A 16,873-nucleotide genomic window follows, 5' to 3' on the forward strand; every position below is an offset into this window, starting at 1 on the left:
CCTTCGTCCGGACGTCAGGCGGCTTGCGCGGCCTCGCGTTCGCGGCCCGAAAGATCGTGCGGGCCGCGCAGGGCCGTGGCGGCAAAGATGGCAATGCCGATCGCGATCACGGTGCTGACCGAGCATGTCACCGCGAGAGCATGGGTGAAGGATTGGCTGGCGAGTGCGAGCAATTCCGTGCTCTGCGGCTCGGGTAAAGCCGGCGCGATTTCAAAAGCGCCGCCCAGCGTTTCGCGCAGCCTTTCCTCCGCGCCCGCCGGAAGTCCCTGCGGCAGCGGGTCGAGAAGGGTGCGATAGACGGCGATGAAGATCGTGCCGAGAACAGCGATGCCTGTCGCACCGCCGAATTCGAAACTCGTTTCCGACACGCCCGAGGCCTGGCCGGCACGTTCGGGCGGCACGGCCGTCATGACGATGTCGGTTGTCAGTGTCGCAATCGGCGCAAAGCCGGTCGAGAACAGGATGAGGCCCGCAAGCACCGACCAGGCGCCGCCGTAGTCGATCGATGTCATGACAAGGAAACCCAAGCCCGTCAGCGCAAAGCCGATCGAGATGATCGTCGAGGGGCGGAATCTGTGAACGATGGCCGGTGTGACGAGCGAGCCGACGGCGAAGATCGCACCGGAGGGAGCGAGCCACAGGCCGGCTTCGAGAGGGCCCATTCCGGCAGCGAGCTGCAGATATTGCGCGACGAAGAAAAAGCCGCCGAACAGAACGAAAATGCCGGCCATGTTGACGACGAGCGAGGAGCGCACCGCCGGCACTTCGAACAGCGACACGTCGATCAGGGGTTCCGCGAGGCGCCTCTGGCGGCGCACGAACAGGATCGCGACGACGATGCCGAGCGCGAGGCTTGCCGCGGCAAGAAGATCGAAGCCGACGGCCGCGATATGCTTCAGCGCAAAGATAATGCCGAGCACGCCGGTGACCGATTGCGCGGCCGAGAGGATGTCGAGCTTGCCGGCATCCGGGTCCTTGTATTCCGGCAGAAGGATCGGGCCGACCGCGAGCAGCAGCAGCATGATCGGCACATTGATGATGAAGACCGCGCCCCACCAGAAATGTTCGAGCACGGCGCCGCCGACGAGCGGACCAATCGCGCCGCCCGCGGAGAAAGCCGCGATCCACACGCCGATCGCAAATGTGCGCTGGCGATCGTCGAGGAACATATTGCGGATGAGGGAAAGCGTCGATGGAGACAGGCTCGCCGCAGAAATGCCCTGCAAGGCGCGCGCGACGATCAGTGTTTCCGCCGTAGGAGCGAAGGCTGCGAGCAGCGAAAACAGACCGAAACAGAACGCGCCGATCAGCAGCATTTTGCGGCGCCCGATGCGGTCTCCGAGCGTGCCCATGGTGATCAGCGATCCGGCGACGAAGAAGCCGTAAATGTCCATGATCCAGAGCGTCTGCGTGATCGATGGCTGTAGATCCTCCGACAGCTGCGGAACCGCAAGGTTCAGAACCGTCAGATCCATGGAGTAGATGAGGCAGGGCAACGCAAGGACGGCAAGGCCGATCCACTCGCGCGCAGTCGCCTTCTGCGGGACAGTCGTTGCGGCTTCCTGCATTTTTCTATCCGAATCTCTTTTGTCTTTACATCAGGCCGGTCTGGCCTCGAGCGTGCGCTCGAGCTTGCCGAAGGCCTGCGTCCAGCCATATTCGTGGCCGGCGCGCGCCGCCTCATCCGCAAACTGCTCGTGAAGCAGGGTCAGGATGGTGATATCGCCATCGGCTTTCAAAGTCACCGTCACGCGCGATTCCCGCTCGGGCATGGTGATCCACGCCCAGGTAAATTCGAGCCGCGCATCCGGTTCGACAACAATATAGGTGCCCGACACATCGTGAATTTCGCCATCCGTCGCTTTCATGCGCACGCGGAAGCAGCCGCCGACACGCACATCGGCTTCGGCGTGAAACACCGTGCAGTGATCGGGACCGAACCAGTGCATCAGCATTTCCGGGTCCGTCCACGCCTGATAGACGAGCGAAACCGGCGCTGAGAGGCGCTTTTTGATCGTCAGGCTGGGCTTTGCGGTCATTTTCCCTTTTCCGCTTTTTTTCGCTCAAGGAATTTGGCGAGCCGCTCCAGGCTCTGCTCCCAGAACCTCTGATAGTGAATAAGCCATTTCATGGCGTCCTCCATCGGGGCGGCATTGATCCGGCACGACACCGTGCGCCCGCTTTTGTGCCGCTCGATCAGTCCCGCATCGGCGAGAACGTCGAGATGTTTCATCACGGCCGGCAGAGACATCGGCAGCGGACGCGCAAGATCCGAGACCGACATGTCCTCGCCGTTTTCGAGACGCGCGAGAAGGGCGCGCCGCGTCGGATCGGCGAGAGCGGAGAAGGTGCGGTCGAGCGCCGCGTCGTGAAACTTAACCATCAGGTTAAGTATCTAGGAGAGAACAGAAGGAAAGTCAAACCCGCAAATTTGTGCGGCTTTTTCAGAGCATTTCGGGCTTGAAGCGCTTTGCGTAATTCACGCTCTTGCCGCCGGTGAGGAAAATCCCGTCGCCCGTATAGTGCAGCATGTTCGGCACGCGCGGCGTCTCATAGGCATGCGCCTTGACGACCTCAAAGATGAAAAGGCTGTAATTACTGATCTGCGAACCATCGACGAGCTTGCACTCGAAATTGGCATGGCATTCGGCAATCATCGGCGCGCGCACCATGCTCGCGGTCTCGGCCGTCAGCTTGAATTTCTCGAACTTGTCGATCTCGCCGCCGGTCGTATTGCCGATGCCGACGATCTTCGCGGCCATATCGGCGGTCGGAATATTGATGACGCATTGGTGGCTTTTCTTGATCAGCTCGAAGCTGTGGTTCTGATCCCAAATGTAAAGGCCGACCAGCGACGGCTCGAAGCCCATCACCATATGCCAGCCGAGCGTCATGATATTGCGTTCGCCGTCATGCGCGGACGAGACGAGGACGATCGGACCGGGCTCCAGAAAGCGCCGCACCTCATCGACCGGAAAATCCGATTTTGTCCGGGTCGTCTTCTTCGGAGCGGTCTTTTTGGGAGCCGTCTTCTTCGCAGTTTTTTTCTTCGCGGTCTTCTTGGGGCGGGCAGCCATGAATCACCTCGCTAGCGCGCAAGGTGAGCCTGTATCAGCCGCCGCGCATTCTCAACCAAAGAGCGGGCCGGGCCCTCGGTTCCGAACATATGGACCGAGGCATAAGTGCCTTCGATGAGAAGAAGGAGGCCGTCACCGAGCGCGTCGGGGGAGGCGGCGCCTATCTCGGCCGCCATGGCGCGGAGGCGGCGGCGCAGTTCCTTCTTGCTGGCGACGGGAATGCGCCGGGCCGGGTGGCCTTCTTCGGGATATTCAACGGCGGCATTGGTCAGCCCGCAGCCGCGATAGCCGCGCGAGGCGGCGCGTTGCGAGAGGCCCGAGAGAAAGGACAGGATCTGCGATCTCGGATCGCCCTGATGGGCGGCGACGGCGGCATCGAAGAACGACCAGAACCGCGCCTCGACCTCTTTGAGATAGCGCTCGGTGAGGTCGTCCTTGGAGCCGAAGCTCCTGTAGAGGCTGGGTTTCGTCGCGCCGGCGTGCGTTACGATTTCATCGACGCCGACAGCCCTGATGCCGAGGCGGTAGAAGAGATCGCGGGCCGCTGAGAGAATGCGGTCGGCAGCGCGATTGGGAGTTCGATCAGTGTCTGTTGCGGTCGCCATCACAAATCCTCGCTTGACAATGTTACCGATCGGTACGCAATGTCAAGCGAAACGTACCGCTCGGTAACATTCGGACTGAACATGCTGCTCGCCCGCCGCCTCGGCCAGAACTATGCCTTCGTTGTCGTAGCAGCGATTTTCGCGACCCTCCTCGTCTCCGCCGGCTCGCGCGGTGCCCCGGGCGTTCTGATCCTTCCGCTGGAAGAAGCATTCGGCTGGAGTCGAGCGGCCATCTCTTTCGCCGCCGCCGTCGGCATCTTCCTCTACGGTCTCGTCGGCCCGTTTGCGGTCGCGCTGATGGACCGGTTCGGCATCCGCCGCACGCTGATTGGCGCGCTCATCCTTCTGTCCGCCGCCATGGCGGCGACCTCGCTTGTGCGCGAAGCCTGGCAACTCGCGCTGACCATCGGCGCGATGGCGGGCCTTGCCTCCGGCTGCATGGCGGTGACGCTCGGCGCCTTCGTCGTCAATCGCTGGTTCGCCGCCCATCGCGGCCTCGCCATGGGCGTATTGACGTCGGCGACCGCCACCGGAACTCTGATTTTCGTGCCCGGCATGGCGGCGCTGTCGCAGAACTTCGGCTGGCAATCTGTCGTTTTCGCCGTCGCGCTCGCCGCCGCAGCCCTCATTCCGCTGATCTATGTCTTCGTTCCCGAGCGTCCCGTCTCGGTCGGCCTTCGTCGCTATGGCGCCGATGAAGCCGATGTCGAGCCGCAGCGCCCGGCGGAAGGTCCGCTGCAGACCGCCATCGGCGCGCTCATGCGCGCGGTGAAGACGCGCGTCTTCTGGTATCTGTTCGCGACCTTCTTCATCTGCGGCTTCACGACCAACGGATTGGTCGGCACGCATCTCATCGCGCTGTGCGGTGATAATGGAATTCCCGAAGTGCAGGCGGCAGGGCTTCTTGCGATGATGGGTGTGTTCGACCTCATCGGCACGACTTTGTCGGGCTGGCTGACGGACCGTTACGATCCGAGGAAGCTTCTCTTCGTCTATTACGGCTTTCGCGGCCTGTCGCTGATCTATCTGCCGTTCTCGGATTTCTCCTTCTACCAGCTGTCGATCTTCGCGGTGTTCTACGGCCTCGACTGGATCGCGACCGTGCCGCCGACGCTACGCCTGACGAATGAGGCGTTCGGCGACCGCTCCGGCCCCATCGTCTTCGGCTGGATCGTCGCCGGCCATCAGCTCGGCGCGGCGAGCGCCGCCTTCTTCGCGGGCACGATGCGCAGCGTGCAGGGCGATTATCTGATGGCCTTTGTCATCGCCGGAGCGACCGGCATCGCGGCGGCGGTGATCGCGCTGTTCATCCGCCCGCAGCGCGCGGCCGTTGCCGCCTGAAACTTTTTGCCGCTGAAGCGTTCTCCTCTTGCGTGCGCGGCGCGAAGGGCCATATCGCGCCGCGAGGAGGATGATGCCGATGATTTCCCGCACCGCCGCAGGACCGCGCGTTTATCCGCGCACCGCATCGCTGAGCCATACGGAGCGTTTGGCGCGGCTGGAACGTTTGGCGCGCTTCATGGACGCCGCCATCGCCATTCCGGGCACGCGCATCTCGCTCGGCGCGGACGCCGTTGTCGGCCTTGTGCCGGGCGTCGGCGATCTCGTGGCGAAGATTGCCTCGGCATACATACTTTACGAGGCCCATCAGATGGGCATTCCCAAGCACAAGCTCGTCCGTATGGGCGGCAATGTGCTGCTCGACCTTGTTTTCGGTTCTGTGCCGATCGCGGGTGATGTGTTCGACGTCTTCTGGCGCGCCAATCTGCGCAATATGAAGATCGTCCGCGATCACGTCGCCAAGGCAAAGTAAACGCTCCAAAATGAAAAACGCCGGCCCTAAATTTAGGGCCGGCGTTTTCAATTGGGAAAAGCGCTGAGTGTTACGCGGCGGCAAGACGCCGGACGAATTCTTCGACCTCGTTACGGAGATCGCCGGCCTGGCTCTGCAAAGCGGTCGACAGCGTCATCAGCTCGGCGGACGCCTCGCCGGTCGAATTGGCCGCCTGGCCGACACCGGAAATCGAATGCGTCACGAGATTCGTGCCGTCGGCCGCCTGGGTGCAGTTCTGGGCGATCTCGGCGGTCGACACGCCCTGTTCCTCAACCGCGCCGGCAATCGCCGTCGCGATCTCCTTGACGTCGGTGATGGTGCGGACGATCTCGGCGATCGACGACACGGTGCCGCTGGTTGCTTCCTGAATCTCTGCCACCTTCTTGGAGATGTCGTCGGTCGCCTTGGAGGTCTGCGAGGCCAGATCCTTCACCTCGGCGGCGACGACGGCAAAGCCGCGCCCCGCTTCGCCGGCGCGCGCCGCTTCGATGGTGGCGTTGAGGGCGAGAAGGTTGGTCTGCTCGGCAATGCCGGAGATCAGGCTGACGACTTCGCCGATGGCCGTGGCGGATGTCGCCAGCATGTTGATGCGCTGGTTGGAGGTCTGCGCTTCCGAGAAGGCGGTATCGGCGACCTTGGTCGATTGCGTGACCTGGCCGTTGATCTCGAGCACCGATGCGGACAGCTGCTGCGCGGCGGCGGCCACGGTCTGCATATTGGCGGAGGCCTGTTCGGCGGCGGCCGCGACTTCGCTGGCCTGGCGCGATGTCTCTTCGGCGGACGCCGAAAGATTCTCCGCCGCTTCAGCGACCTGGCCGGAAGAGCGGGAGAAGCCTGAGGCCAGCTCCTGCATGCGTGCGACGAAACCTTCCGCAAGCTTCTCGCGCTTGGCGGTCTGTTCGCGCGCGGCGCCTTCATGCGCCTGCTGCTCGAGCCGCATCTTCTCGGCCTCCGCGAGCTGGCCGCGCAAAACTTCCAGAGAATTGGCCATGGCGCCGACTTCGTCGCGCCGTTCGGTGCCGGCGACTTTGGTGCCGAGTTCGCCGCGGCCCATGGCGGCCATGACGTCCATCATGCCGCGCAGGGGACGAACGATGCCGGTGCGTACCAGGAACACCGCAAGTGCGATCACGCCGGCCAGCGCGGCCAGGATGCCGCCGAGCGTCGCCATGACGATCACCGTCGTCATGTTCTGCAGGCCGGCCTGATGTTTGTCGGTCGCTTCGATGTTGAAGTCGTTGAAGGCGCCAATCAGGCTCTCGGCGAGTTCCAGCGCCGGCTCACACGAACTTTCCATCAGGTCGGCGGCCTTTTCCTTGTCTCCCGGGTTTTTACCTGCGGCCAGCGAAAGGGTTTCCTGGCAGGTGTCGTTGACCGCCCGGTTAAAGGCCGCACTGATTTCGTTGATCTTGTCGGCCCGCTCCGGCGTCGCCTCACGGGCAAGTTCGAGCTGCGCCTCGAAGTTTTTCATTGCCTTCTCGCGAATGCCGGTGACCTTGAAGGCAACGCCGGAATTCGTCGCGGCGATCAGGCGGAAGATCGAGCCGGTCGTCGCCACCGTGTAGCGGGAGGCTTGCGACATCGCGAGGATGGCCTTGGACTCGCTGTCCAGCAGCCTCGAATACTCGGCGTCGATTTTCTTCATCTCGTAGGCGGAGAAGAGCGCGCCGCCGAGGCTGACAATGCCCAGAAGCGACAGAAGGCTGACCACCTTCCATATGAGAGGCAGATTCTTGAAGGACATGATGAAACCCCGGCAGCTTTCCCCAATTGAGAAAAGCTTGGGTGATTCGTCCTAATTCAGAGTAAATTCCCTTTTTATTTCCGATAGATAGGGTGACCTTGGATTGTGCGTCCGCCGTCGCTCGCGCGGCGGTATATGCATTATGAATGCAAAGCGCCGGCTTTTGGCCGGCGCTCTGCTTCCAAGTCCGTCCGTTCAGTGCGCGTGTACGTCTGAGCCGTTGGGACGCGAAATCGCCGCCAGGCTGTCGCCGATGGCATCGCCGTCCGGACCCATCGTGACCGCCAGATCGCCGAGCGAGACGATGCCGACAAGCCGCTTGTCGCGGCTGACGACCGGCAGGCGCCGCAACTGGAGTTCGCCCATATTCCGGGCGATGTCGTCGCAGCTGTCGTCGTCGTAGCAATATTTGACGTCCTCGGTCATGACCTCGGACACTTTGGCCTTCGGGCCGAGACCTTGGCCGATGCCGCGAATGGCGATGTCGCGGTCGGTCACCATGCCGATCAGTCTTTCGCTGTTCGAAACCGGCAGCACGCCGGCGTCCAGCTCTTCCATGAGCCGCGCCGCTTCGGCGAGCGTCATGTCTGGACCGGCAACGCGCACCTCGCGCGTCATCACTTCGGAAATTTTCATCGAACGCTCCCCTGTGTCTTGAAGGCGCAAAGGCGCCCTAAAGACTGAACGCGAAGCGATGAGAGGGAGTTCCTGCCGCCCGGCGGCAGAGAGTCGGTGCCTAGCGGCGCGGGCGCGACAGCGCCGGCTTCGGCAGATGATCGCTCGAACCCTTGGGGAGCTTTTCGGCGATGCCGTAGAGCCGCTCACGCCGGTCCATCTCCTCCCACACCTCTTCGGGTGTGATGCCGGAGCCGGCCCAGAGGACGGCGAGATTATAGATCAGATCGGCGCTCTCGCGGATCAGCGCTTCGCGATTGCCGGCGACGGCATCCAGCGAAACCTCGACGGCTTCCTCGGCCACCTTCTTGGCCATCTTGCTCATGCCCTCGCGCATCAGCTTGGCCGTGCGCGAGCCTTCGACATCGCTGTCGCGGGCGGCAAGCACCGAAGAATAAAGCCGGCTGATCGAATCGGTCATGATCTCAAGCGAATCAAAGGGAAGCGCACTGTCACATATAAGTGGGCGGATAGGAAAATTAACAGTAAAACGACGGTTAATAGCCGGTTCGCCGTATGGACTTGTGTCTCCCGTCTCGAACAACCGGCCCCGAATGCGCTACATAGGGGGTTCGCAAGGGCAGCTTCACCCACCGCCCTCAAGGACCCAAATGCCTATTTTTGAAAGCGTTATCGTTCTGGCGCTCATTCTACTGAACGGCTTTTTCGCCATGTCCGAGCTCGCGGTCGTCTCCGCCCGCCCCGCCCGGCTGCAGCCTCTGGCCAGGAACGGCAACCGCAAAGCGGCGCGTGCGCTCAAGCTGGCAGAGGATCCCGGCCGTTTTCTGTCCTCCGTCCAGATCGGCATCACTTTGATCGGCATCCTGACCGGTGCCTATGGCGGCGCGACGATCGCCGAGAGCCTCGGCGACCGCCTCGATATGATCCCGGCGATCGCCCCCTACGGTCATCTGCTGGCGGTGGCGCTTGTTGTCGTCATCATCACCTATCTGTCGCTGGTCCTTGGCGAACTCGTTCCCAAGCGCATCGCGCTCGCAGCCCCCGAACGCATCGCCATGATGGTCTCGGGCCCGCTGATGATCATCTCGATCGTCGGCAAGCCGATCGTCTCGGTGCTGAGCGTGTCGGGCAGTCTTGTCCTGAAGCTCCTCGGCATTCGCGAGAGCGACAAGGATGCGGTGACCGAAGAGGAAGTCCGCTCCGTCATCGCCGAAGGCACGGCCTCGGGCGTCATCGATCCGGTCGAGCACAAAATGCTCGAAGGCGTGCTGCGCCTCGCCGACCGCCCGGTGCGCGCCATCATGGTGCCGCGCCCGGATATGATCTGGATCGATATCGACGACAGCGAAGAGCAGATCAGAGCCGATCTGATGTCGAACAGCGCCTCGCGCCTCATCGTCGCCAAAGGCGGCAATGTCGACGAGCCCATCGGCGTTGTCCGCAAAAAGGATCTTCTGCGCCAGCTCCTGAGCGGCGAGAAGCTCGATGTCTCGGCCTATCTGCTTCAGCCGCTCTATGTGCCCGAAAACGTTTCGGTTCTGACGCTGCTCAACATGTTCAAGACGCAGCCGGCCCATATCGCGCTGATCGTCGACGAGTTCGGCGCGGTGGAGGGTCTTGTCACGCCGACCGACGTTCTCGAAGCCATCGCCGGCGATCTTGCCTCGGCGCAGACCGACGATGTGCGCGAGATCTTTGCGCGCGGCGACGGCTCGTTCCTTGTCGATGGCGCGACCTCGCTCGACGACATCGAGCAGACGCTCGCCATCAAGATGGACCCCGATGCCGACTTCCACACGGTCGCGGGCCTTGTACTCGACACGCTCGGCCGCATCCCTGCGACCGGCGAGCGGGTCAGGATAGGCCGTTGGACCGTGGAGATCGTCGATATGGACGGACGGCGAATCGACAAGCTGCTGTTCACGCCGGCCGGAGCCGAGACGGTGGAAACACCAGCCGACTGACGCATCTTCTGGGGAACATGCACGCCGTTTGAGCATTTGCTTGTCCTGTGACCAGCAAATGCCGCCTCAAACCGCTTGTGCCCAAAAATGAGCCGCTTAAGCTCGGCTCTATGGTCACAACAGGCTGTCTCAGCCCGGTGCTCTCATGAGCCCCGTTCATTTCGACGAAATGGCAGGCCGCGGAAGCGGTTGCCGTGACGCGTACCAGATTTTCAAACATTGGCTGAAGACGGCGCCGCAGGCTTTGCTTGAAGGCCGCCGCGAAGAAGCCGAGCTCCTCTTTCGCAAGGTCGGCATCACCTTCGCCGTCTATGGCGACGAAGAGGGTGAGGAAAAGATTATCCCCTTCGACATCGTGCCGCGCATCCTTACCGGCCGCGAATGGGGGAGCCTGTCGCGCGGGCTCGAGCAGCGCGTGCGCGCGCTCAACCTGTTCCTCAAAGACATCTATGGCGCGCGCGAGATCTTAAAGGCCGGCGTCGTGCCGCAGGATCTCGTCTTCCAGAATCCCTACTACCGCCCGCAGATGAACAATGTCGTGCCGCCGGGCGGCGTGTATGTGCAGGTCGCCGGCATCGATGTGGTGCGCACCGACGAGGACGAGTTCTACGTTCTTGAAGACAATCTGCGCACGCCGTCCGGTGTGTCGTATATGCTCGAAGGCCGCGAGATCATGATGCGGCTCTTCCCCGATCTCGTCGCCCAGCAGCGCATTCTGCCGATCGACAATTACGTCAACGAGCTTCTCAACACGCTGAAAAGCATGGCGCCGGAAGGTGCGCCGCAAGATCCCGTCGTTGCGCTTCTGACGCCCGGCCAGCTCAACAGCGCCTATTACGAGCACTCGTTCCTGGCCGACCGGCTCGGCATCTATCTCGTCGAAGGCCGCGATCTCTTCGTGCGCGACGACATGGTCTATATGCGCACGACCCAGGGGCCGCAGCGCGTCCATGTCATCTACAGCCGTATCGACGACGATTTCCTCGATCCGCTGGCTTTCCGCCCCGATTCCATTCTCGGCGCGCCGGGTCTGATTTCGGCCTACCGCGCCGGCAATGTCACGATCTGCAATTCGCCGGGCACGGGTGTTGCCGACGACAAGGCGATCTACTCCTACGTTCCGGACATCGTGCGTTTTTATCTCGGTGAGGAAGCCATCCTGAAAAATGTGCCGACCTTCCGCTGCCGCGACGAAGAGGGGCTGAACTATACGCTCGCTCATCTCGATGAGCTCGTCGTGAAGGAAGTGCACGGCTCCGGCGGCTACGGCATGCTGGTCGGCCCGCACGCAACGAAAGAAGCGCGTGAGGATTTCCGCCACCGCATCCTCGCCAACCCCGCCAATTACATCGCCCAGCCGACGCTGTCTTTGTCCACATGTCCGGTGCTGGCCAATGGCGGGCTTGAGCCGCGCCATGTCGATCTTCGTCCTTTTGTGCTGAACGGGCGCGACGGCGTCCGCATCGTTCCCGGCGGACTGACACGCGTTGCGCTGAAAGCCGGTTCACTCGTCGTCAATTCAAGCCAGGGCGGCGGCACCAAAGACACATGGGTTTTGAGCGAGTAGACCCGTGCTGAGCCGCGATGCCGACAGTCTTTACTGGCTCTCCCGATATGTGGAGCGCGCCGAAAATACGGCGCGCATTCTCGATGTCGCCTATCGCCTGGCGACCATGCCCGCCTCTTACGGCCCGACCGACCACGGCAATGAATGGGAATCGGCGCTTCTGACGGCCTCGGCCTATGAGCCGTTCAAAGCCGCCTATAGCGAAGTGACGCCCGAAAACGTCATCGAGTTTCTCGTTCATTCCGACGCCAATCCCGTCTCGATCCGCAAATGCTTCGAGAATGCGCGGCAGAATGCGCGCGCGGTGCGCGGCTCGCTGACCTCGGAGATGTGGGAATCGATCAACGGCGCGTGGCTGGAAATGCGCCGCTTCAAGACGAAGGATTTCTCGCGCGATCAGCTTCCGAATTTTCTCAACTGGGTGAAGGAAGCGAGCCTGCGCTGCGACGGATCGGCGATGCGCACCATGCTGCGCTCGGACGCCTACTGGTTTACGCGGCTCGGCGTCTATATCGAGCGCGCCGACAACACCGCGCGCGTGCTCGATGTGAAGTATCACGTGCTCTTGCCGCGCGAGGCGGAAGTCGGCGGCGGCATCGATTATTACCAATGGGCGGCGATCCTGCGCTCGGTGTCGGCGCTGGTCTCCTATCAATGGGTCTACCACCAGAATCTCAAGCCCTGGCTGGTTGCGGACTTTCTGATGCTGAAACAGGAAATGCCGCGCTCGCTCGCCGCCTGCTATGCCGAACTGACGCGCAGGCTCGATGAGATTTCGCATCTGTATGGACGCGCGGGGCCGTCGCAGCGCCTTGCCCGGCAGATTCACGCCAAGCTTGCGAACGGCCGGATCGAAGACATTTTCCAGTCCGGCCTGCACGAATTTCTGCGCGAGTTCATCGACGACAATAACAGGCTTGGCGCAGCCATCACCGATCAATATCTGATCTGATCATGCGTATTCGTATCAGCCACGACACGACCTATTCCTACGGCGCGCCGGTTAAATCGGCGATCCAGATTCTGCGTCTGACGCCCCGCAATCATGAGGGGCAGTTCGTTGCGCGCTGGAAGGTCGATATCGACGGCGAGGCGCGCATCGTCCGCCGTGAAGACTGGTATGGCAACATCACCCACAGCCTCAATATCGACGGTCCGGCGTCCGAGATCGGAATCAAGGTGTCCGGAGAGGTCGAAACGGAAGATCAGGCCGGCCTTGTCCGCGGCACGGTCGAGCGCTTTCCGCCGGCATTGTTTCTGCGTCAAACCCAGCTCACAACAGCCGATGCCGCGCTCGCCGATTTTGCGGCGTCCGCGACGGCAGGCCCTGTGGGCGCGCTCGATAAGCTGCATGCGCTGATGCACGCGCTGCATGATCTTGTGACCTTCGACACCAACGCCACCGATGTCGTCACGACGGCCGTGCAGGCTTTTCATGCCGGGCACGGTGTCTGCCAGGATTTCTCGCATATCTTCTGCGCGGCTGCGCGCAGCATCGGCATCCCGGCGCGCTATGTGTCGGGCTATCTGATGCGGCCCGGCACGATCGAGCAGGAGGCGAGCCATGCCTGGTCTGAGGCCTATGTGCCCGATCTCGGGTGGATATCGTTCGACGCCGCCAATGCGATCTGCGCGACGGATCTTTATGTGCGCATCGCCATCGGCCTCGACTATCTCGAGGCGGCTCCCGTGCGCGGCTCCTATTATGGGGCGGCCGAGGAGCATCTCGAAGTCAAACTGAGAATAGACGGCGCGCGGCAGACGCAGTCCTGATAATAAGAAGAGCGGCGAGGGTAGGGGGACGAACTCGAATGACTTATTGCGTCGGCATACTCGTTTCCGGCGGTCTCGTGATGATCGGCGATACGCGCACCAATGCCGGCATCGACAACATCGCGACCTTCCGCAAACTGCATTTGTTCGAGACGCCGGGCGAGCGCGTCGTCGGCATCGCGACCTCCGGCAATCTCTCGCTCAGCCAGTCGGTGCTGTCGCTGGTCAATGAGGGCATTCTCAACCCCGAGACAGGGCAGATCGAAACCCTGTTCAACGTACCGACCATGCTGGCCGCTGCTCATCTGATCGGCCGCGCCATGCGCAAGGTTTATGAGATCGACGGCGCGGCGCTCGAAGAGCACGGGCTGCATTTCGACATGAAGGTTCTGCTCGGAGGTCAGATCGGCGATCAGCCGCTGCGCCTCTTCCACCTTTATTCCGAAGGCAATTCCATCGAGGCGACGCCGGATACGCCCTATCTGCAGATCGGCGAACCGAAATACGGCAAGCCTATCCTGGACCGCGCCATTTCGCACGAAGTCGAGATCAGGGACGCGCTGAAGATCGGCCTGATCTCGATGGATTCGACGCTGCAGTCCAATCTTTCGGTGGGCCTGCCCATCGATATTCTGGTTATCCGCCGGGGCGAGCTGCAGGCGGCGGTGTACCACCGGATCGACGATCACGACGAGTATTTCCGCGATCTGCGCGAACGCTGGTCGAAGGCGCTGCGCGCCGCCCATCAAAGCATTCCCAATCCCCCCTACGCCGAACTGCTATAGGCACATTTGAGTAACCGCCCTTGCGGCGTAAAAGTGCTGCGCACACATCAGGCTGCAGACCGGTCCTTGAAGCCGGTTCCTGCCTGGAGACTTTTCCTAAATGTCCGACAAGATTTTCACGCCGATCAAGATCGGCGCTATCGAAGCCAAGAACCGTATCGCCATGGCCCCGCTGACACGCAGCCGCGCTGTCGACGGCGATGTGCCGAACCCGCTCGCAATCACCTATTACAAGCAGCGGGCTCAGGCCGGCCTGATCGTATCCGAAGGCACGCAGATCCGCCCCGACGGCAAAGGCTATGTGACGACGCCCGGCATCTACTCGCCGGCGCAGATCGCGGGCTGGAAAAAGGTGACGGACGCGGTACACGAAGCCGGCGGCAAGATCGTTGCGCAGATCTGGCATGTCGGCCGCATTTCGCATCCCGACCACACGGGCGGCACGCAGCCGGTTGCGCCGTCCGCTGTGGCGGCCAACGCCAAGACGTTCATTTCATCGGGCGAGTTCGTGCCCGTCGCGGCGCCGCGCGCCCTGACGCTCGATGAAATCAAACAGGTCGTCGCCGATTACGGCACGGCCGCCAAGAATGCGATTGCCGCGGGCTTTGACGGCGTCGAACTGCACGGCGCCAACGGCTATCTCATCGATCAGTTTCTGCGCGACGGCGCCAACAAGCGTACGGACCAGTATGGCGGCTCGATCGAAAATCGCGTCCGCTTCATGACGGAAGCTGTCGATGCCGCCATCGCGGCCATCGGCGCCGATCGCGTCGGCATCCGTCTGTCGCCGGTCACGCCCGCAAACGATCTGTCCGATTCCAATCCGCAGCCGCTCTTCGATCTGGCCGTGTCCGAGCTTTCGAAGCGCAAGATCGCCTTCCTGCATATGGTGGAAGGCGCGACCGGTGGGCCGCGTGACATCGTTCCGGATTTCGACTTCCAGAAGCTGAAAAAGCTCTTCGGCGGCGTCTACATCGCCAATAACGGCTTTGACGGCGAGATGGCCAAAAAGGCCATCGACAGCGGCGAGGCCGATATGGTGGCGTTCGGCAAATGGTTCATTTCGAACCCCGATCTCGTCGAACGCATCAAGACGAATGCGCCGCTTGCCGCGCCGGACAAGGATACGTTCTACGGCGGTGGCGCCAAGGGCTATACCGATTATCCGGCTTTGTCGGCCTGACGACATGCGGCGCGAGGATCTCGCCACAGCGCTCCGGTACCTTGCGCCGCACATTCCCGAATTTGAGTTCGAGGCCGTTATCGATCACGCGATGATGAGCCCGACTTTGAGCCGGTCGGTACCCGAAACCGCGCTCTGGTTGTCGCTGACCGCCTATATCCGGCACAATTTTACCGATTACGACGCTCTGCTCGACGACAACTATGACGTTGAGTCCGCCCGCCATTTCGTTCTGGACGCGATGAACGACAAACTGGCCGAATGGGGCGTCAAAAGGCGGATTTCGGACAAGGAATAATCCGAAAGCGTGATCTTCACGCCTTGTTCCGCCGCGCGAAAGCGCGCAAAATTGGCGGGTAAAAGAGGCCGTTATGAACACCCCCGCAAATGCGCTCGACATGTCGAGCTTCTGGATGCCGTTCACCGCGAACCGGCAGTTCAAAAAAGAACCCCGTATCTTCGTCGGTGCCGAAGGCATGCACTACACGAAGGAAGACGGCACAAAGCTCATCGACAGCTCATCGGGCTTGTGGTGCGTCAATGCCGGGCACGGCCGCAAAGAGATTGCCGACGCGGTCCACCGTCAGCTCCTGACGCTCGATTATTCGCCGGCCTTCCAGACGGGTCAGCCCGGCGCCTTCGATATGGCGGCGCGTGTCGGCCGTCTGGCGCCTAAAAATCTCGACCGCGTCTTCTTCGTCAATTCCGGTTCTGAAGCCGTCGACACGGCGCTGAAGATCGCGCTCGCTTATCACAAGGCGAAAGGCGAGAGCGGCCGCATCCGCTTTATCGGCCGCGAAAAGGGCTATAACGGCGTCGGCTTCGGCGGCGTTTCCGTCGGCGGTCTCGTCAATAATCGCCGCCAGTTCGCCGCGCAGCTTCTGCCCTCGGTCGATCATCTGCCGCACACTTTCGATCTCAAGAAGAATGCGTTCTCGCGCGGCCAGCCGGAACACGGCATCGAGAAGGCCGATGCGCTCGAAGGCATCATCGCGCTGCACGGCGCGGACACCATCGCCGCCGTCATCGTTGAGCCGGTCGCGGGCTCGGCGGGCGTTCTGCCGCCGCCGAAGGGCTATCTCGAGCGCCTGCGCGAGATTACGTCCAAGCACGGCATTCTTCTGATCTTCGACGAAGTCATTACAGGCTTCGGCCGCGTCGGCGCGCCGTTTGCGTCGCAGCGCTTCGGCGTCACGCCGGACATGATCACCTGCGCCAAAGGCATCACCAATGGCGTGCTGCCGATGGGCGCTGTGCTCGCCAGCCGCACGATTCACGATGCGCTGATGGTCGGCCCCGAAAGCGCGATGGAGCTGTTCCACGGCTATACCTATTCGGCGCATCCGACGGCCTGCGCCGCCGGTCTTGCAACGCTCGATATCTATGAGCGCGAAGGCCTTTTGACGCGCGTCAAGGATATCGAGAAATATTACGAGGACGCGGTGCATGCGCTGAAGGGCAAGCCGCATGTCATCGACATCCGGAATATCGGGTTGATGGCGGCGGTCGAACTTGCGCCGCGCGACGGCGCCCCCGGCGCACGCGGCTATGAGCTGCTGCAGGATTGCTTCTACAATCACGGTCTGCACATCCGCACCACCGGCGACATCATTGCGCTGGCACCGCCGCTGATCGCCAAGACCTCCGATATCGACGATATTTTTGCCAAACTCGGTGCGGCGCTCGACCGCCTGAAGTGAGAGCT

The 16,873-nt window shown here is 62.0% G+C and carries 18 protein-coding genes; 10 read left to right on the forward strand and 8 right to left on the reverse strand.

Translation table 11 applies throughout. The features are described from left to right. Positions 1–14: 14 nt before the first annotated feature. The 5 genes from IZ6_RS00595 to IZ6_RS00615 form a co-directional block, all read right to left on the reverse strand. Positions 15–1,568, reverse strand: coding sequence for an MFS transporter (locus tag IZ6_RS00595; RefSeq protein ID WP_222876100.1), 1,554 nt, complete (start codon positions 1,566–1,568; stop codon positions 15–17). A 30-nt stretch (positions 1,569–1,598) separates the two neighbouring features. Further along, positions 1,599–2,039 carry an SRPBCC family protein gene (locus IZ6_RS00600; protein ID WP_222876101.1) on the reverse strand — a complete coding sequence of 147 codons (441 nt, stop codon included), beginning with the start codon at positions 2,037–2,039 and terminating at the stop codon, positions 1,599–1,601. After that, on the reverse strand, positions 2,036–2,383 hold the full coding sequence (locus IZ6_RS00605; protein ID WP_222876102.1) for an ArsR/SmtB family transcription factor: 348 nt from the start codon (positions 2,381–2,383) through the stop codon (positions 2,036–2,038). Before IZ6_RS00605 ends, IZ6_RS00600 begins: the two co-directional genes overlap by 4 nt. A gap of 61 nt (positions 2,384–2,444) precedes the next feature. Beyond that, a complete protein-coding gene (locus IZ6_RS00610) occupies positions 2,445–3,077 on the reverse strand; it encodes a flavin reductase family protein (protein ID WP_222876103.1) in 633 nt (210 codons plus the stop codon). Between the two features lie 11 nt (positions 3,078–3,088). Then, positions 3,089–3,682 (reverse strand): TetR/AcrR family transcriptional regulator, encoded by a 594-nt coding sequence (locus IZ6_RS00615; RefSeq protein WP_222876104.1) that lies wholly within the window; start codon positions 3,680–3,682, stop codon positions 3,089–3,091. Between the two features lie 39 nt (positions 3,683–3,721). Here IZ6_RS00615 and IZ6_RS00620 point away from each other — a divergent pair, with 39 nt between their 5' ends. Together IZ6_RS00620 and IZ6_RS00625 are read left to right on the forward strand one after the other, a co-directional pair. Beyond that, a complete protein-coding gene (locus IZ6_RS00620) occupies positions 3,722–5,023 on the forward strand; it encodes an MFS transporter (RefSeq protein WP_225873954.1) in 1,302 nt (433 codons plus the stop codon). A 79-nt stretch (positions 5,024–5,102) separates the two neighbouring features. Next, the gene (locus tag IZ6_RS00625) at positions 5,103–5,495 is read left to right on the forward strand and encodes a DUF4112 domain-containing protein (protein ID WP_222876105.1); all 393 of its coding nucleotides are present in this window, start codon (positions 5,103–5,105) and stop codon (positions 5,493–5,495) included. Between the two features lie 70 nt (positions 5,496–5,565). Here the strand turns inward: IZ6_RS00625 and IZ6_RS00630 are convergent, their stop codons facing one another. The 3 genes from IZ6_RS00630 to hisE all read right to left on the reverse strand — a co-directional run bounded on the left by IZ6_RS00630 (position 5,566) and on the right by hisE (position 8,356). Then, entirely contained in the window at positions 5,566–7,260 is a 1,695-nt protein-coding gene (locus tag IZ6_RS00630; RefSeq protein WP_222876106.1) for a methyl-accepting chemotaxis protein, read from the reverse strand. A 195-nt stretch (positions 7,261–7,455) separates the two neighbouring features. Next, a complete protein-coding gene (locus IZ6_RS00635; RefSeq protein ID WP_222876107.1) occupies positions 7,456–7,896 on the reverse strand; it encodes a CBS domain-containing protein in 441 nt (146 codons plus the stop codon). Positions 7,897–7,996: 100 nt separating this feature from the next. Further along, positions 7,997–8,356, reverse strand: a complete 360-nt coding sequence (gene hisE, locus IZ6_RS00640) for a phosphoribosyl-ATP diphosphatase (protein ID WP_222876108.1) — start codon at positions 8,354–8,356, stop codon at positions 7,997–7,999. Positions 8,357–8,546: 190 nt separating this feature from the next. Here hisE and IZ6_RS00645 point away from each other — a divergent pair, with 190 nt between their 5' ends. The 8 genes from IZ6_RS00645 (at position 8,547) to aptA (ending at position 16,868) form a co-directional block, all read left to right on the forward strand. After that, positions 8,547–9,860 (forward strand): hemolysin family protein, encoded by a 1,314-nt coding sequence (locus IZ6_RS00645; RefSeq protein WP_222876109.1) that lies wholly within the window; start codon positions 8,547–8,549, stop codon positions 9,858–9,860. Positions 9,861–10,005: 145 nt separating this feature from the next. Next, complete coding sequence (locus IZ6_RS00650; protein WP_222876110.1) at positions 10,006–11,427, forward strand: circularly permuted type 2 ATP-grasp protein; 1,422 nt, start codon at positions 10,006–10,008, stop codon at positions 11,425–11,427. Between the two features lie 4 nt (positions 11,428–11,431). Further along, positions 11,432–12,379: an alpha-E domain-containing protein gene (locus tag IZ6_RS00655; RefSeq protein ID WP_222876111.1), complete on the forward strand. Its 948-nt coding sequence runs from the start codon at positions 11,432–11,434 to the stop codon at positions 12,377–12,379. Between the two features lie 2 nt (positions 12,380–12,381). Continuing rightward, positions 12,382–13,200, forward strand: coding sequence for a transglutaminase family protein (locus IZ6_RS00660; protein ID WP_222876112.1), 819 nt, complete (start codon positions 12,382–12,384; stop codon positions 13,198–13,200). Between the two features lie 38 nt (positions 13,201–13,238). After that, on the forward strand, positions 13,239–13,985 hold the full coding sequence (locus tag IZ6_RS00665) for a proteasome-type protease (protein WP_222876113.1): 747 nt from the start codon (positions 13,239–13,241) through the stop codon (positions 13,983–13,985). Between the two features lie 100 nt (positions 13,986–14,085). After that, positions 14,086–15,168: an alkene reductase gene (locus IZ6_RS00670; RefSeq protein ID WP_222876114.1), complete on the forward strand. Its 1,083-nt coding sequence runs from the start codon at positions 14,086–14,088 to the stop codon at positions 15,166–15,168. A gap of 4 nt (positions 15,169–15,172) precedes the next feature. Beyond that, positions 15,173–15,466 (forward strand): DUF2293 domain-containing protein, encoded by a 294-nt coding sequence (locus tag IZ6_RS00675; RefSeq protein ID WP_222876115.1) that lies wholly within the window; start codon positions 15,173–15,175, stop codon positions 15,464–15,466. Positions 15,467–15,539: 73 nt separating this feature from the next. Further along, the gene (gene aptA, locus IZ6_RS00680; protein ID WP_222876116.1) at positions 15,540–16,868 is read left to right on the forward strand and encodes an omega-aminotransferase AptA; all 1,329 of its coding nucleotides are present in this window, start codon (positions 15,540–15,542) and stop codon (positions 16,866–16,868) included. Positions 16,869–16,873 lie beyond the last annotated feature (5 nt).

Source organism: Terrihabitans soli (assembly GCF_014191545.1).
Taxonomy (GTDB): Bacteria; Pseudomonadota; Alphaproteobacteria; order Rhizobiales; family Methylopilaceae; genus Flaviflagellibacter; species Flaviflagellibacter soli.

What these genes read in the sequence shown, in the direction of transcription:
- IZ6_RS00635 (WP_222876107.1), bottom strand. Translation starts at nt 7,896, where the DNA reads ATGAAAATTTCCGAAGTGATGACGCGCGAGGTGCGCGTTGCCGGTCCA.
- IZ6_RS00660 (WP_222876112.1), top strand. Translation starts at nt 12,382, where the DNA reads ATGCGTATTCGTATCAGCCACGACACGACCTATTCCTACGGCGCGCCG.
- IZ6_RS00610 (WP_222876103.1), bottom strand. Translation starts at nt 3,077, where the DNA reads ATGGCTGCCCGCCCCAAGAAGACCGCGAAGAAAAAAACTGCGAAGAAG.
- IZ6_RS00625 (WP_222876105.1), top strand. Translation starts at nt 5,103, where the DNA reads ATGATTTCCCGCACCGCCGCAGGACCGCGCGTTTATCCGCGCACCGCA.
- IZ6_RS00595 (WP_222876100.1), bottom strand. Translation starts at nt 1,568, where the DNA reads ATGCAGGAAGCCGCAACGACTGTCCCGCAGAAGGCGACTGCGCGCGAG.
- IZ6_RS00665 (WP_222876113.1), top strand. Translation starts at nt 13,239, where the DNA reads ATGACTTATTGCGTCGGCATACTCGTTTCCGGCGGTCTCGTGATGATC.
- IZ6_RS00645 (WP_222876109.1), top strand. Translation starts at nt 8,547, where the DNA reads ATGCCTATTTTTGAAAGCGTTATCGTTCTGGCGCTCATTCTACTGAAC.
- IZ6_RS00650 (WP_222876110.1), top strand. Translation starts at nt 10,006, where the DNA reads ATGAGCCCCGTTCATTTCGACGAAATGGCAGGCCGCGGAAGCGGTTGC.
- IZ6_RS00670 (WP_222876114.1), top strand. Translation starts at nt 14,086, where the DNA reads ATGTCCGACAAGATTTTCACGCCGATCAAGATCGGCGCTATCGAAGCC.
- IZ6_RS00605 (WP_222876102.1), bottom strand. Translation starts at nt 2,383, where the DNA reads ATGGTTAAGTTTCACGACGCGGCGCTCGACCGCACCTTCTCCGCTCTC.
- aptA (WP_222876116.1), top strand. Translation starts at nt 15,540, where the DNA reads ATGAACACCCCCGCAAATGCGCTCGACATGTCGAGCTTCTGGATGCCG.
- IZ6_RS00630 (WP_222876106.1), bottom strand. Translation starts at nt 7,260, where the DNA reads ATGTCCTTCAAGAATCTGCCTCTCATATGGAAGGTGGTCAGCCTTCTG.
- hisE (WP_222876108.1), bottom strand. Translation starts at nt 8,356, where the DNA reads ATGACCGATTCGATCAGCCGGCTTTATTCTTCGGTGCTTGCCGCCCGC.
- IZ6_RS00620 (WP_225873954.1), top strand. Translation starts at nt 3,722, where the DNA reads ATGTCAAGCGAAACGTACCGCTCGGTAACATTCGGACTGAACATGCTG.
- IZ6_RS00675 (WP_222876115.1), top strand. Translation starts at nt 15,173, where the DNA reads ATGCGGCGCGAGGATCTCGCCACAGCGCTCCGGTACCTTGCGCCGCAC.
- IZ6_RS00600 (WP_222876101.1), bottom strand. Translation starts at nt 2,039, where the DNA reads ATGACCGCAAAGCCCAGCCTGACGATCAAAAAGCGCCTCTCAGCGCCG.
- IZ6_RS00615 (WP_222876104.1), bottom strand. Translation starts at nt 3,682, where the DNA reads ATGGCGACCGCAACAGACACTGATCGAACTCCCAATCGCGCTGCCGAC.